At 48.3% G+C, this 15,599-nt stretch carries 14 protein-coding genes; 10 read left to right on the forward strand and 4 right to left on the reverse strand.

Annotation, left to right across the window (positions count from 1 at the left end; all coding sequences use genetic code 11):
- Positions 1-49: 49 nt before the first annotated feature.
- Positions 50-544 (reverse strand): C40 family peptidase, encoded by a 495-nt coding sequence (locus tag MKY48_RS13000; RefSeq protein WP_339293086.1) that lies wholly within the window; start codon positions 542-544, stop codon positions 50-52.
- A 269-nt stretch (positions 545-813) separates the two neighbouring features.
- Positions 814-1,458, reverse strand: coding sequence for a thiamine diphosphokinase (locus MKY48_RS13005; RefSeq protein WP_215154976.1), 645 nt, complete (start codon positions 1,456-1,458; stop codon positions 814-816).
- Positions 1,459-1,597: 139 nt separating this feature from the next.
- Here MKY48_RS13005 and MKY48_RS13010 point away from each other — a divergent pair, with 139 nt between their 5' ends.
- Together MKY48_RS13010 and MKY48_RS13015 are read left to right on the forward strand one after the other, a co-directional pair.
- Positions 1,598-2,245: a trimeric intracellular cation channel family protein gene (locus MKY48_RS13010; protein WP_076321343.1), complete on the forward strand. Its 648-nt coding sequence runs from the start codon at positions 1,598-1,600 to the stop codon at positions 2,243-2,245.
- Between the two features lie 79 nt (positions 2,246-2,324).
- A complete protein-coding gene (locus tag MKY48_RS13015; protein WP_339272414.1) occupies positions 2,325-2,789 on the forward strand; it encodes a low molecular weight protein-tyrosine-phosphatase in 465 nt (154 codons plus the stop codon).
- 304 nt (positions 2,790-3,093) lie between these two features.
- Here MKY48_RS13015 and MKY48_RS13020 read toward each other — a convergent pair whose 3' ends face one another.
- Positions 3,094-3,822: an alpha/beta hydrolase-fold protein gene (locus tag MKY48_RS13020; RefSeq protein WP_339293087.1), complete on the reverse strand. Its 729-nt coding sequence runs from the start codon at positions 3,820-3,822 to the stop codon at positions 3,094-3,096.
- A 256-nt stretch (positions 3,823-4,078) separates the two neighbouring features.
- On the opposite strand from MKY48_RS13020, the gene pdhA reads away from it, so the two are divergent.
- The 8 genes from pdhA to MKY48_RS13060 all read left to right on the forward strand — a co-directional run bounded on the left by pdhA (position 4,079) and on the right by MKY48_RS13060 (position 14,776).
- Entirely contained in the window at positions 4,079-5,146 is a 1,068-nt protein-coding gene (pdhA, locus tag MKY48_RS13025) for a pyruvate dehydrogenase (acetyl-transferring) E1 component subunit alpha (protein WP_076321344.1), read from the forward strand.
- A gap of 167 nt (positions 5,147-5,313) precedes the next feature.
- Entirely contained in the window at positions 5,314-6,291 is a 978-nt protein-coding gene (locus MKY48_RS13030) for an alpha-ketoacid dehydrogenase subunit beta (RefSeq protein WP_076321175.1), read from the forward strand.
- Positions 6,292-6,320: 29 nt separating this feature from the next.
- Positions 6,321-7,640 carry a dihydrolipoamide acetyltransferase family protein gene (locus tag MKY48_RS13035; RefSeq protein WP_076321176.1) on the forward strand — a complete coding sequence of 440 codons (1,320 nt, stop codon included), beginning with the start codon at positions 6,321-6,323 and terminating at the stop codon, positions 7,638-7,640.
- 3 nt (positions 7,641-7,643) lie between these two features.
- A complete protein-coding gene (gene lpdA, locus MKY48_RS13040; RefSeq protein WP_009589200.1) occupies positions 7,644-9,059 on the forward strand; it encodes a dihydrolipoyl dehydrogenase in 1,416 nt (471 codons plus the stop codon).
- Between the two features lie 138 nt (positions 9,060-9,197).
- The gene (gene thyA, locus MKY48_RS13045; RefSeq protein WP_215154970.1) at positions 9,198-9,992 is read left to right on the forward strand and encodes a thymidylate synthase; all 795 of its coding nucleotides are present in this window, start codon (positions 9,198-9,200) and stop codon (positions 9,990-9,992) included.
- 58 nt (positions 9,993-10,050) lie between these two features.
- A complete protein-coding gene (locus MKY48_RS13050) occupies positions 10,051-10,539 on the forward strand; it encodes a dihydrofolate reductase (RefSeq protein ID WP_339293088.1) in 489 nt (162 codons plus the stop codon).
- Positions 10,540-10,880: 341 nt separating this feature from the next.
- Positions 10,881-12,368: a glutamate synthase subunit beta gene (locus tag MKY48_RS13055; RefSeq protein WP_339272420.1), complete on the forward strand. Its 1,488-nt coding sequence runs from the start codon at positions 10,881-10,883 to the stop codon at positions 12,366-12,368.
- 116 nt (positions 12,369-12,484) lie between these two features.
- The gene (locus MKY48_RS13060) at positions 12,485-14,776 is read left to right on the forward strand and encodes a DNA topoisomerase 3 (RefSeq protein ID WP_339293089.1); all 2,292 of its coding nucleotides are present in this window, start codon (positions 12,485-12,487) and stop codon (positions 14,774-14,776) included.
- 71 nt (positions 14,777-14,847) lie between these two features.
- Here the strand turns inward: MKY48_RS13060 and MKY48_RS13065 are convergent, their stop codons facing one another.
- Positions 14,848-15,585 (reverse strand): HAD family hydrolase, encoded by a 738-nt coding sequence (locus MKY48_RS13065; protein WP_339293090.1) that lies wholly within the window; start codon positions 15,583-15,585, stop codon positions 14,848-14,850.
- Between the last annotated feature and the right edge of the window lie 14 nt (positions 15,586-15,599).

The raw sequence follows: 15,599 nt of genomic DNA on the forward strand, positions 1-15,599 counted from the left end.
TGGAAGACGGTCTTTGATTTCATTCGTTAGTAACAAGTGGAGTATTGAACTACAGCACGCGGCGGGCTTTCAGGTAAGTCTTGCTCCAGTTACCTGACAGGCTGGAGATTGTTACGCCAGGCTTGCCGTAAGTGTGCAGAATTTTGTTGTTGCCCATATAAACGGCTACGTGTGTTACGTTTCTACCATTTGCGCGGCTTCCGCTCGAGAAGAATATCAAATCGCCAGCTTTCAGGTTCGATTTCGATACCGCTTTACCCACTTTGGATTGGGCAGCGGATGTACGCGGCAGGTTCACGCCGTATTTTTTAAAGATATGCTTCGTAAAGGAAGAGCAGTCAAACACTCTTGTGGTGGACGTGGATGCTCCGAATTTATAAGGTGTACCCATATATTGTTTACCAAAGTTAACGACTTGAGATCCTTTGCTTACCGATGCTGCTTCTACAGGAGCCGGTGGTGCAACAGTAAGAACTGCTCCTACACCCAAAGTTGCGCTCAAGCTGATTACTACGGCCTTCTTAATCCAATGCTGTCGATTCATGTTGTTATTACCTCCAAGCAGTTTTTGTTTTTTGCGATGAACCGAGTATATCAGATTTGAAACCGACTATATTTTGGATAACCGGCGCAAACCCTTGGGCCCCATGAAATGAAAGCGAATTATTAAAATATCATTAAAAGTTACAAAATATTAAGAATTAGATGCAAACTATGACTTGAAAACGAGAAAAAACCCTTGATATACAAGGGTTTTTGACAATGACTTCGATTGTTAACATTGCTGCATCAAAGATGACAAAATAGTAATGATTAGTGGTCTTTACTCTGAATAATAAGGAGCAGGCCGCCTTCGATCCGGACCGTCCCTTTGTCCTCGGCCAGCTTATTGCTAACTCCGAGAGACTGCCCCAATCGCAATGTGGCATCGTGAAGCGGGTACTCAAATCCTTCGAGATTGATCCCGGTTACTTCCGTAGTCAGCGGCAGTAAGGAGACATATGTAAACCCTTTGTTCTCAACTATGCAGCTAGAGCCCGTCAGGGTAATAAAATTGTTCTCATCTAATATAGAACACGGAATATGATGTTGGAGTCCACGAATCAGCATATGGATATTAGCCAGCGTGTGATCCAGGCGCGTTCCCGTAGCCCCTAGAATCAGGATGGATTCGGGGGAATGCTCCAGTGCCATTTCGAAGGCAAGCTCGGTGTCAGTCAAATTTTTATCGATTGGATCACAGTCGATTACCTTACCGCTCATAGATCGTACTCGATCCATTTGGCCGGGCGGAATGGAGTCAAAATCTCCAACGGACAGGTGCGGCTTAATCCCATGTTCAATCAGGTAGAGGGCTCCGCGATCAGCCCCTATAATGAAGTCCCCGTTTTGAACCTCATCCAGGAAACGTGGTGACAACTCCCCACCTGTAAAGATCAGGACGCGAGTATGGCTCATTATATAAATTCCTCCTTTTTCGAGAGAATTGTCATTGTATTCTAGTATAGAGCAGTTTTCATGCTTGCACAATTTTAATAGGCACGGCTACAATGTAGTATGTAAATTGACGGGGGAGCGGGGGAACTGAATTTTGGACATGCATCTGTTTGACGTATTCAGTATCATTGGCACCATTGCGTTTGCCATGTCCGGAGCTTTTGTAGCTATGGAAGAGGAATACGATATTCTGGGGGTTGTGGTTCTGGGTTTAGTCACAGCCTTCGGCGGGGGTATTATAAGAAACGTATTGATCGGCGTGCCGGTTACCACCCTGTGGAGCCAGGGGGATTTAATCATGCTCGCGATGATTTCGGTATTTGTAGCGTTTGTGTTGCCGCTCGGTTTGATTCAGCACTGGAAGAAAACGGAGGCACTGTTCGATGCGATCGGATTATCTGCCTTTGCGATTCAAGGGGCTTTATATGCTACACAAATGAATCACCCCATGAGCGCGGTGATTGTGGCTGCTGTGCTTACCGGAAGCGGCGGGGGAATGGTCCGCGATTTATTGGCAGGGCGGAAACCGCTGGTGCTGCGTGATGAGATCTATGCGGTCTGGGCCATGATAGCAGGAGTCGCCATCGGCCTTGGTGTCGCCACCAAGACATGGGAACTGCTGGCTTTGTTTGTTGTGGTGATCGTATTCCGGATGCTGTCCGTGCTTTATAAATGGAGATTGCCTAGAAGGTCGCTGCACGAGGGTCATCCTGCGGCAGCCAATGGAAAGAAAGTCAGTTCGGGTTAATGGAAGATAGGCAACAATACTCATTAAGTTAGATTTCTCGTAAAATGACGATTTATTATAGCGTGAAGGAGAGAGGACCATGGTATCCGTCTTGTTTGTATGTTTGGGCAATATCTGCCGCTCGCCAATGGCGGAAGCGGTGCTGCGACATAAAATTGTACAGCGTGGGCTGCAGGAAAAGATCAGCGTGGATTCTGCCGGCACAGGAGATTGGCATATCGGGAATGTTCCCCACGAAGGAACCCGAAAGCTGCTGGACAGCTGGCAAATCAGCTACGAAGGAATGGTTGCTCGCAAAGTGGTAAGCGAGGATCTCGTCAAGTTCGATTACGTCATCGGCATGGATGATTCGAATGTGGCAAATATGCGCAAGTTAGCGGGCGGCGAACAGGCTGCGATTCTGAAGTTTATGGATTTGCTGCCCGATGAAAAGCTGCGCGAGGTGCCGGATCCGTATTTCACTGGAAATTTTGATGAGGTGTACCGGCTAATTGATGCGGGGTGTGACATCTTACTGGACAAAATCATGAAAGAAAAGCTATAATCGATTCGAACAAGCGGTGAGTCCACCGCTTTTTTGACGAAAATCATTGAAAGCGATACCAAGAAGAACGGGCTGCCGAACATAAAAGATGAACAATGCACATTCCATAAAAAATGCGCGGTTGTTCATCTTTTTTTGAAGTGAAGCAACAGGAGTGGCATAACTTGTGCTAACTATTGCTTCAAAGGTATTCTTTTTTGCCAACGGCTTTAAAGCGTAACGCGTGAAGTCCCGGGTGGGACAGGCAATGAATTTTGCTGTAACAGGTCATTTATATAGCCAATGGATTTTGCCAATCTATCGATTAATCAAGGAAGTACATAAGAGCAGCAGGGAGCTCTTTTTGCCAGAATCCCCAAAGGTGACGGCCGTCTTTTTCAAGATAGGATAGGGTGGCACCCCGTTCTTCCAGCAATGTCTTTGTTGAACGATTCAGTTCAACGAAGTTATAGACACCTGTATCGGTTGCGTAGTTGTCTTCTTGCAAGCCTACAATCATATAGATGTCGAGCCAGGATAAATCCTGTTCTTCCTTAATCATGTTCTGAGACTTCTCATAGAAGGCGCCGGACAAGCTGATGATTCGGGTAAAGAGATGCGGGTAACGCAAGGCCAGATGCACGGAGACGCTTCCGCCAAGGGAGTCGCCGGCGAGTACTCTTTCGGCAGGCTCTTTGCGCACAGGATATTTTTGTTCAACGAAGGGAATAATCTCTTCGGCGAAGCAGGATAGGTAAGCATTGAAACGGTTGCCGAATGGCGCATACTCCTCGGTGCGAACTTTGGTGTTCACTTCCACGCCTACAATGATGAACGGCTCCACGCCTTCTTCGAGTATGAGCTGGTTGGCCCAAGTCGCGATGCGACCAAAATTGAAAAATTCCTCTCCATCCTGACAGTAAACGACAGGATAGCTGAGAATTTCATTGTATCCGGGAGGAAGGTAAATGCGCAGCGTTCGATTCTCATGCAGAAACTTGCTTTCAATCACTTCTTTTACAATGGTTCGCTTCAATAAACGTTCATTCGTCATCATTCGTCACCTTTTTCGGGTTAGTTTTTGAAATGCGGTAAACAATAAGTTAAAATTACCCTGACATGTCTAAGTTGGCTGCTGTTCTATGATGTTTGTCATACTGTTATAGTATTTTCTATTATCTGTTATACATACAAACGTTAAGAAATATGAAATTTTATCTCGTATTTCTTTGACGAATGGAGTGAAACAGGTGTATAATAATTCTATAACAGCGGAACTTGATATTCAAATATTTATTGAGGTGAAAAAAATGACCAAGGTTCCTTATGAAGTATATACCGAGGAAGTCGATACTCTATCTGTACTTTCCCCGGATGGCAAAATCGTAAACAAAGATCTTTTGCCTGAATTGTCAGATGATCAACTGAAAGAAATTATGTACCGTATGGTATTTACCCGTACTTGGGACGACCGCGCCGTAAATCTCGGCCGTCAAGGACGTCTCGGTTTCTATGCTCCTGTATCCGGTCAAGAAGCAACAATGGTAGGTAGCGAATTCGCGCTTGAGAAAGACGACTTTGTCTGCCCGGGCTACCGTGATATGCCGCAAATCGTATGGCATGGACTTCCACTTTATCAAGCATTCCTCTACTCCCGCGGACATCAGCATGGCGGACAAATTCCGGAGGGTGTTAACGTATTGATGCCTCAGATCATCATTGGCGCGCAAATCTTGCATGCTATGGGTATCGCTATGGGTTACAAATTGAAGAAGCAAAAACAAGTTGCTATTACGTATACCGGTGACGGTGGTTCTTCCGAAGGCGACTTCTACGAAGGTTTGAACTATGCAGGCGTGTACAAATTGCCAGTTATCTTCTTCGTGCAAAACAACGGCTATGCAATCACGACTCCATTCTCCAAGCAGACTGCAGCATTGTCTATCGCACATAAAGCTGTAGCAGCTGGTATCAAGGGTGTTAAAGTTGACGGCATGGATGTTCTCGCTGTGATCAAGGCCGTTCGTGATGCTGCAGAACGCGGCCGCAATGGCGAAGGCGCAACGCTTATCGAAGCTGTGACATACCGTTTCCGTCCGCATTCCCTGTCTGACGACGCTACGAAATATCGTACGAAGGAAGAAGAGGGCGAGTGGAACGAGAAGGATCCGATCGCACGTCTTGCGAAGTACCTGGAAGCAAAAGGCCTCTGGACAGAGGAAGATACAGCTCGCGTGAGAGAAGAAGCGAAAGCGAAAGTCAACGAGCAAATTAAAAAAGCAGAACAAACGGAAAAAATGACGGTACCTGGTTTGATCGACAGCATGTTCGAACAAACACCGAAGCATCTGGAAGAGCAGAAAGCCGATTTTCAATAAAAATGACGGGCCGATGATTGTCGAAGGTTGATCCTGGATAATCATCCGGTTTGTCATGGCTGTATGCATCAGGTCTGTTTTAAATTACGTTTTGACATCGATATATAGCCGCAAGGCATAACACTGGAATTTTAGTGAACTGTATTTCTTAAGGAGGAAATGAAGCAATGGCACAAATGAACATGAAAGAAGCGATTCGCGACGCCATGCGCGTTGAACTGAGCCGTGACCCTAACGTTGTCATCTTCGGTGAAGACGTAGGTAATGTCGGCGGTGTTTTCCGGGTAACGGAAGGCCTTCAAAAAGAATTCGGGGAAGAGCGCGTATTCGATACGCCGCTGGCTGAGTCCGCTATCGGCGGTTTGGCAGTAGGTCTCGGTATTCAAGGCTTCCGTCCGATCGCTGAAATTCAATTCGTTGGATTTATCTTTGAGGCGCTTGATCAAATCGTCGTTCAAGCAGCGCGTATGCGTTACCGTTCCGGTGGACGTTACAACTCCCCAATCGTATTCCGTACGCCATTCGGCGGCGGGGTTAAAGCAGCTGAGCTGCATACGGATGCACTCGAAGGTTTGATTACACAAACCCCGGGTATTAAAGTTGTAGTACCTTCCAATCCTTATGATGCAAAAGGACTCATGATCGCAGCGATTCGCGATAATGACCCTGTGTTCTTCATGGAGCACTTGAACCTGTATCATGCGTTCCGCGCTGAAGTTCCTGAAGGCGACTACACCATTGAGCTTGGTAAAGCTAACGTGGTTCGCGAAGGAACAGACGTTACGATCATCGCTTACGGCCTGATGGTTCATACCGCAACGAAAGCGGCGGACGAACTTGAGAAGAACGGAATCAAAGCGGAAATCATCGACTTGCGCACCATTTCTCCAATCGACATCGATACTGTGCTTGCTTCGGTTAAGAAAACCAACCGTGCCATCGTGGTTCAAGAAGCACAAAAATCGGCAGGCGTAGCTGCAGAAGTTATCGCTCAAATCAACGAGAAAGCAATTCTGCACTTGGAAGCTCCAGTGCTTCGCGTGACTCCGCCGGACACGGTGTATCCATTCGCGCAAATCGAGGACACTTGGTTGCCTACTCCAGCACGGATCGTGGATGCCGTCAATAAAGTATTGAATTTCTAATAGCAGCAATATCTAGGGAGGTTTTTCAGTTGGCAAAATTTGAATATCGTTTTCCAGAGCTGGGTGAAGGTCTGCATGAAGGTGAAATCATCAAAATGCATATCAAGCCAGGCGACAAAGTAACAGACGACGACATCATCATGGAAGTACAGAACGACAAGGCAGTCGTAGAAGTTCCTTGTCCCGTGAACGGTACGGTTCAAGAAGTGTTTGCCAAGGATGGTCAAGTGTGCCGTGTCGGTGAAGTGGTAGCTATCATCGATGCTGAAGGCGACATTCCTGAGCAAGAAGCTCCTGCTGAAGAGCAGTCGGCGCAAGAAGCTGACGCAGCGAAAGGCAGTGCAGATACAACTTCTTCACCGGCTCAAAATGCTCCGGCTGACGCTAAACAAGGCGGAAACGGTGAAGCAGCAGCGCCAGCAGCACCTAACCGTGAAGTTCTGGCTACACCTAGTGTGCGTAAATTCGCTCGTGAGCAAGGCGTAGACATTGCCCAAGTGCAAGGCTCCGGCAACAACGGTAAAGTGACTCGCGAAGATGTTGAAGCCTTCAAAAACGGTGGAGGCCAAGCAGCAGCTCCAGCGCAAGAAGCGGCTTCCGAAACGAAAGCAGCTCCTGCAGCAGCATCCGCAGCGGTGGATACTCGTGCAGAAGAAGAGCGCGTACCATTCAAAGGTATTCGTAAAGCGATCTCGAACGCCATGGTTAAATCGGCTTACACAGCTCCTCACGTTACGATCATGGACGAAGTTGACGTAACCGAGCTGGTAGCGTTCCGTACTCGCATGAAACCGATCGCGGAGAAGAAAGGCACGAAAGTTACGTATCTGCCATTCATCGTTAAAGCACTCGTTGCGGCTAGCCGTCAATTCCCTGCTTTGAATGCGATGATCGACGAAGAAGCGAACGAAATCGTGTACAAAAAATACTACAACATCGGTATCGCTACAGATACAGACAACGGTCTGATCGTACCGGTTATCAAAGATGCGGATCGTAAGAGCATCTGGATGATCGCTGACAGCATCCGTGACCTGGCTGCTCGCGGCCGTGAAGGTAAACTGTCTCCTAACGAAATGAAGGGCAGCACGATTTCCATCACAAACATCGGATCTGCAGGCGGTATGTTCTTTACACCAATCATTAACTTCCCAGAGGTTGCTATTCTCGGTACTGGCCGTATCAGCGAAAAAGCGGTTGTGAAGAACGGCGAGATTGTAGCAGCACCTGTTATGGCATTGTCCTTGAGCTTTGACCACCGTATCATCGACGGCGCAACGGCTCAAAACTTTATGAACTATATTAAACAACTGCTCGCTAACCCTGAGCTGCTTGTTATGGAGGTGTAACTAATGGTAGTTGGAGATGCTTCTTTAGATATTGATACTCTAGTCATTGGTGCTGGTCCTGGTGGTTATGTGGCGGCGATTCGTGCCGCCCAACTGGGTCAAAAGGTTCTGATCGTTGATAAATCGGAACTCGGCGGTGTTTGTTTGAACCGTGGTTGTATTCCTTCCAAGGCTTTGATCGCTGCAGCTCATCAGTTCGAATCCGCTAAGCATGCCGATGCATTCGGTATTTCCGTGGAGAACGTAACGGTTGATTTCGCGAAAACACAGGAATTCAAAAACGGCGTTGTCAAAAAAATGACTGGCGGCGTAGCCGGTTTGCTTAAAGGCAACAAAGTGGAAGTTTTCAACGGCGAGTGCATGTTCATCAACGAAAACGAAGCGCGTGTATTCAATGATCATGAATCTCCGCGTTACCGCTTCAAGAACTGCATCATTGCTACAGGTTCCCGTCCAATCGAACTGAAGCCATTCCCGTTTGGCGGACGCATCTTGTCTTCTACCGAAGCATTGAACCTGCCTGAAGTACCGAAGAGCATGATCGTAATCGGTGGCGGCTACATCGGTGCCGAGCTTGGTCAAATGTACTCCAAATTCGGTTCGAAAGTAACAATCATCGAAGGTCTGGACAGCGTTCTGGCTGGCTTTGACAAAGACATGACAAGCCTCGTTACGAAAAACATGAAGAAAACCGGTATCGAAATTATCACAGGTGCTAAAGCTGAAAGTGCTGAGCAAAACGATAAAGAAGTTACCGTGAAATACTCCGTGAATGGCGAAACCAAAGAAGTAACAGCAGATTACCTGCTGGTTACAGTTGGCCGTCGTCCGAACACGGACGGAGAGCTCGGTCTGGACCTGATCGGCCTCGATATGGATGAGCGCGGATTCGTGAAAGTTGACCATCAAGGACGCACAAGCATTCCTCATATCTTCGCAATCGGGGATATCGTGTCTGGTCTGGCGCTTGCACACAAAGCTTCCTATGAAGGTAAAGTGGCTGCTGAGGCCATTTCCGGAATGCCTTCCGTCGTGGATTACAAATGTATTCCAGCGGTTGTGTTTACAGATCCAGAATGCTCCAGCGTAGGTTACACCGAAGCTCAAGCGAAGGAAAAAGGCCATAAAGTGAAAGCTGGCAAATTCCCTTACGCTGGTAACGGACGTTCCGTATCCTTGAACCATCCTGAAGGCTTCGTGAAGATCGTGGCTGAAGAAGGAACAGGACTTATTCTTGGAGCGCAAATCGTAGGTCTGGAAGCTTCCAACCTGATTGCAGAGCTCGGTCTTGCGATTGAAATGGGTGCTACGCTTGAAGATGTAGCCTTGACGATCCATGCGCATCCGACGCTTGGCGAAATCGTAATGGAAGCTGCGGAATTGGTTATGGGTCATCCGATCCACATCATTGCCCGTTAATCCAAACGACGTTTTTCGAGTCATTATATATTCGGCCAGGAGGCAGAGAACGCGCAGGCGGTTTCTGCCTCCTGTTTTTGTGTGTGGATATCGAACATGGTAGACTGTTGATATGAGATTCTAGTGAGGTGACTATACATGAAACAATACTTGGAGCTGCTGCAAGACATTCTTGATCATGGAGTAGAGAAAGGGGACCGTACGGGGACGGGAACGTTATCCGTATTTGGAAGACAGCTGCGTTTTGACCTTTCCAAAGGCTTCCCTCTGATGACAACCAAGCGGATTCACCTGAAATCGGTGATCCATGAGCTTCTGTGGTTCTTAAGCGGGGAAACGAATATCCGGTATCTGAAAGAAAACGGCGTGCGGATATGGGACGAATGGGCGGATGAGGACGGCAATTTGGGACCGGTTTATGGCTCGCAGTGGCGAGCATGGGAAACGCCGGATGGACGCTATATCGATCAGATTGCCAATGTCATCGATTCGATTAAAAACAATCCCGACTCCCGGCGGCATATCGTCAGTGCCTGGAACGTGGCAGAGATCGATAACATGAAGCTGCCTCCATGCCATTTTGTATTCCAATTCTACGTGGCGGGCGGGAAACTCTCCTGTATGCTTACCATGCGTTCTGTGGACAGCTTCCTTGGGCTGCCGTTCAACATTGCGAGTTATGCGCTGCTCACCCATATGGTTGCCCAGCAGTGCGGCCTAGAGCCGGGTGAATTCATCTGGTCCGGAGGCGATGTCCATATCTATTCCAATCATATGGAACAGGTCAGAACGCAGCTTGAACGTGAGCCTTATGAGCTGCCGAAGCTGGTCATCAAGCGCAAGCCGGAGAGCATCTTTGATTATACATTCGAAGATTTTGAATTTGAGGGTTACCAGTATCATCCAACCATTAAAGCAACCGTAGCTGTATAAATAGAGTTCAAGCGGGTTTGCAGTGACATCACATATATAGGAAGGAGAGACTGGAGTCATGATATCCATGATATGGGCAATGGGCAAGGATCAGGTGATCGGGCTGAATGGTACGATGCCGTGGCGTTTGCCGCGGGATATGGCCTTTTTTAAGGAGACGACCCTGCACAAAACGATTCTGATGGGGCGCAAGACCTGGGATTCCTTTGGCAGTAAACCGCTGCCTCACCGAAAGAACATCGTGCTTACGAGAGACAAAAGCTTCACGCTGTCAGAGGATCAAGGCATCGTGATCCATGATATCGATGAAGCCCTTCCCTACGCGGAGAACGGAGAACTGATGGTGATCGGCGGATCGCAGATCTATGAATTGATGCTGCCGAAAGCGGATCGTCTGTACTGCACATTTATTGATGAGAGTTTTGAAGGGGATACGTTCTTCCCTGAAGTGAACTGGGATGAATGGAGGATTATTGAAGAAGTTCCCGGCATAACAGATGAGAAAAATCCATATGCCTACCGGTTTGTTACATTTGAACGAAAATAAAGAGCTTGTTGGTGAGCTTAAACGGGATAGACATCCTCCAATCCATTCATGTTGACAACACTTTGATAGTAGGATAGTACAAATGATCATGCATATAGTCCATTTAACAGGAGAAAAGCGAAATGCTACTATATTTTTAATGTTTATTCAAATCGCAGCTTAAATAGCCGCTAATCGTGGGGATTCATGCTCTGATAAAAATTTTTTTAGCATAAATAGAAAAAATAAATCAGGCTGAAACCTGTTTCTTGGGTCATCTGAAGATCGATGTCGGATGATTTATGATATGATAAATTGTACATGGTAACCAGCATGGATAGAACGGATGGGGGTAAAGCAGTATGTCTACACCAACAGGATTTATGGAATATCAGCGCCAGCTTCCGGCAGATCGGAGCCCGGCAGAACGAGTTAAAGACTGGGAAGAGTTTCATAAACATTTAGAAGAAGAAGAGCTCCAGACCCAGGGAGCACGCTGCATGGACTGCGGTACGCCATACTGCCATACAGGGATCGATATGCTCGGCGGCACTTCGGGTTGCCCGATTCACAATCTGATTCCGGAATGGAACAATCTTGTGTATCGGGGCTTGTGGAGAGAAGCCTTGGAGCGTCTCCATAAAACAAACAACTTCCCTGAGTTTACCGGACGCGTATGTCCTGCCCCTTGTGAGGGTTCCTGTACCGTCGGTTTGATTGGGGAGCCGGTCACGATTAAATCCATCGAGCAAGCGATCATCGACAAGGGCTTTGAAGAAGGCTGGGTCGTTCCCGAGCCGCCGGCAAAGCGCACGGGACGTCGCGTAGCCGTTGTCGGTTCTGGTCCGGCAGGGCTGGCTGCTGCTGCTCAACTGAACAAAGCAGGCCATTCCGTAACCGTCTTTGAACGTGCCGACCGCATCGGCGGCCTGTTGACGTACGGGATCCCATCCATGAAGCTGGACAAGGGCATTGTTCAGCGCCGTGTCGATCTGCTCGCGGCTGAAGGCGTCGAATTCGTTGTCAACACCGAAATCGGCAAGGACATTCCCGCCAAGCAGCTGATGGAAGACTACGATGCCGTCGTACTGTGCGGCGGTGCAACAAAGCCGCGCGAATTCAACATTGAGGGCAGTGATCTCAAGGGCATTCATTACGCGATGGATTATCTGAACGGAACCATCAAGAGCCTGCTGGATTCCGGTCTTGAAGACGGCAATTACTTGTCGGCAAAAGACAAGGACGTTATCGTCATTGGCGGCGGCGATACCGGCTCCGACTGCGTCGCGACAGCGCTTCGTCACGGCTGCACCAGCGTCACTCAGTTCGGTACGCATAAGCAGGCTCCGCTGCAGCGTGATCCGATTGCGAACCCTTGGCCACAGTTTCCGAACGTGTATACGCTTGATTACGCACACGAGGAAGCCAAAGCGCTGTTTGGCAACGATCCACGCGAATTCTCCATTATGACTACGAAATTTGTCGGAGATGAAGAGGGCAATCTGAAGGAGCTTCATACCGTTCAAATCGAGCGTATTGTAGATGAAACGGGTCGTAAAGTGTATCAACCGATTCCGGGCACAGAAAAGGCATTTCCTGCTCAAATGGCGTTCATCGCCATCGGTTTTGACGGACCGGAGCATACGCTGGTCGAGCAGCTGGGGCTAGAAACGGATCGCCGTTCCAATGTGAAAGCACCGTATGGCAAATATACGACCAATGTGGATAAAGTATTTGCCGCCGGAGATATGCGTCGCGGTCAAAGCCTCGTGGTATGGGCCATCAACGAAGGACGCGAGGTGGCACGCGAGGTAGACAAATATTTGATGGGTGCGACCGTACTGGTTTAATCCTTCTCCTAAATATGCTATCATACTAATAGTAGTTAAAAGGACTTCGCGAGAGCGAAGTCCTTTTTGGAGTTAGCCACCGCGCCATGGTGACTCATCGGGGAGGAGAATGTCATTTGAAAACGTTGGTCATTGCCGAAAAGCCGGATATGGGACGGAACATCGCTGCGGTCATCGAGCCGAGGGCTAAGAATAACCGTACATATCTTGAAGGTGAGCAATATATCATAACTTGGGCTATCGGACATCTGGTTGGGCTAGCGGAGCCGGATGCATATGATCCGAAATACAAACGCTGGAATTTACGGGACCTGCCTATCATTCCGGAGCAATTCAAAATCATCCCGAATCCGAAAACCAAAGATCAGCTGAAGGTCATTGGAGAGGTCGCCAAACGCTGCAGCCATATCGTAAATGCATGTGATGCGGGACGAGAAGGACAATATATTTTCGCTCTTATCCAACAGCAATTAAAATTGAAACAGCCTGTAAAAAGACTATGGATTTCGGATTTAACGGCGGAAAGCATTGCCCGTGGCTTCGCGGAACTGAAGGATGGGGTTGAATTCGAGAATTTAACGCAAGCTGCGCGCGCACGCAGTGAAGCTGATTGGTTGATCGGTATGAATGCATCGCGTGCCTTTACGACCCGTCATCAGACATTACTGTCGGTTGGGCGGGTCCAGACGCCGGTTCTGGCTCTGATCTATGACCGGCAGAAGGAAATCGAAGCCTTCGAATCGCAAACGTTTTATGACGTGAAGGCCGTGTTCAAACAAGAACAGTTGGAGTATACCGGAACATGGCAGGGAGAGCGGCTGACCTCGCAAGAGAAAGCAGAGACGATTGCATCCAAGGTCAATGGGAAGAATGGGGTCATCACTAAATATGAAGTCAAAGAAACGAAAGAATATCCGTTCAAACTGTATGATTTGACCCTGCTTCAGCGTGAAGCCAATGCCAAATACGGATATTCTGCCAAAAAAACGCTGGATCTTGCGCAAGCGTTGTATGAGCGTCACAAGGTGATTTCATATCCGCGTACCAACTCCAATTATGTGAATGAACAGAACATCGAGGGCATGCACAAGGCACTTCATATGTTGAAATCGACCTCCTATGCATCGATGGCTGAAGGAGCGGATCCTAGCCGGGTGCACATAAATAATAAAGCGGTTTGCAATCCGCAGCGGGTTGAGGATCACCATGCCATCTTGCCGACGTTAAAGCGTCCGGGCACACTCAGCAAGGAAGAGCAGCATATTTACGATCTGGTCATCCTCCGGTTTCTGTCCCATTTCTACCCGCCGGCGATGTATAAGCAGCATACGGTGCTCACCGAGGTCGAGGGCGAAACGTTTAAGACGGGAATCAAGGAATTGCTGTCGCTAGGCTGGAAAGTGCTGATTGCCCAGGACAAAGAGCAGAAGAAAGCCAAGTCTTCTAAAAAGGGGAAAGAGGACGAGGAAGAAGAAACTCAGGAATGGAACGACCGTTCCTTCGATCTGTCTCCCGATGAGCCGGTACACTGCAAAAAATCCGAAGTGAAAGAAAAGGCAACCCAGCCGCCAAAGAGTTATACGGAAGGTACCTTGCTGAAGGCGATGGAGAGTGCCGGAAAATCCATTGAGGATGAAGCGCTTCGGGATGCGATGAAAGACAGCGGTCTGGGAACGCCGGCAACCCGGGCAGCGACCATTGAACGCTTGAAGAAGGTCGGATATATTACGATGCAGGGCAAAAGAATCACCGTTACCCAAAAGGGAAGGACGGCGGTGGAGTTGATCCGGCATGCTGGCGTAGAATTACTCGCTTCGCCTGAGATGACTGGTCAATGGGAACGGCGTCTTCACCAAATATCCAAGGGCGAGGCTTCCGCTGACGTGTTCATGCAAAACGTGCAGAAGTTTACCATTTCGATCATCAATAAGGTATCCTCGCAGCGTCAGGCCCCTTCGTCATTATTCGGCGGGGACGAGGACAAGTCCAAAGGCAGAGGGAAGCGAAGCACGGGGAAAGTTGCCGCAGCCCCACGCGACAAGGAAGAACGTACGGATAAGCGGACTCCGAAGTCGGATGCCTCCACTTCAAGTGAAGCACCGTCCGTACGCTCTTCATTAGGCCGATGCCCTAGACCCGGATGTGAAGGGCATATTATTGAAGGACGCAAAGGCTATGGCTGCGCAAATTTCAAAACCGGCTGCAACTATGTCATCTGGAAGGAATTTGCCGGTAAACAAGTTTCGCATGCGATGCTGAAATCCTTGCTGCTTCAAGGAAAGACTCAGCTATTATCCTTTAAAAACGAGGACGGCAGCACGTATAAAGGCAGGATTGTCCTAGCTGCTGAAGGGAACGGAAAGCTTGCCGTTCAGGCAGAGGACTCGAATGAAGCCGTGAAATCGTGAGGCGACACCGTTAAATAAAAAAAACCGAGCCAACCAGGGATACCCTCCTTGATCGGCTCGGTCTGTTTTGATTAATCTAAGTGATCTTCTATGACCTCGGGCACTTCGGTCAGCGCCGAAACGGTATACAGCACATTATGCGGCTCTTGCTTCAACTCGACCAGATTATATTGCCATTCGCGCTGCTGCTTGATATAGATGCTGTTGATGCCGGCCGTCAGCGCCGGAACGACATCCGTGCGAAGTGAGTTGCCGATCATCCATGTATCGGAGCGGGAGAATGTCCCCAACGTGAGGATTTCTTCCAATGCCGTAATATTTTTATGCTGGCGAATGTAGATTCGGTCATTGAAGTAATCGGCCAGCTTCATCTGTTTGATTTTCCGCTTCTGAATTTTAGTCTCGCCTCCTGTGTAGAGGTGGAGGCAGTGTCCATCTTCCTGAAGCTTCTCGAGCGTCTCGACCATGCCGGGGTAGGCTTCGATTTCCTGCTCATATACACTGAGCCCTAACTCGTAGAGAAGCTCTTCTTCCTTGCGCGAGTTTTCTCTTCCATGAATGCGGCCGAAATAATGGTACGTATCAATTAGGGATTGCGGGAAGTTCGCACTTGCAAATCCCAGCTTATCTACGCCGGCTACGTCGATTTCCATCTGCTTGGCCCGGACTTCTTCAGTAGTCAAGCCAACATGTTGAAACCATTCGGTCATACACTCGAAGTAATCGCCGAGAATCAGATTGAAGTATTTGTTGCAATGTATTAATGTGTCATCCATGTCGAAGATAATATGTTGCGATGTTTTACTCATGGTATACTCCTTCT

The sequence above is a fragment of the Paenibacillus sp. FSL W8-0187 genome (genome assembly GCF_037969755.1).
Classification (GTDB): Bacteria; Bacillota; Bacilli; order Paenibacillales; family Paenibacillaceae; genus Paenibacillus_AQ.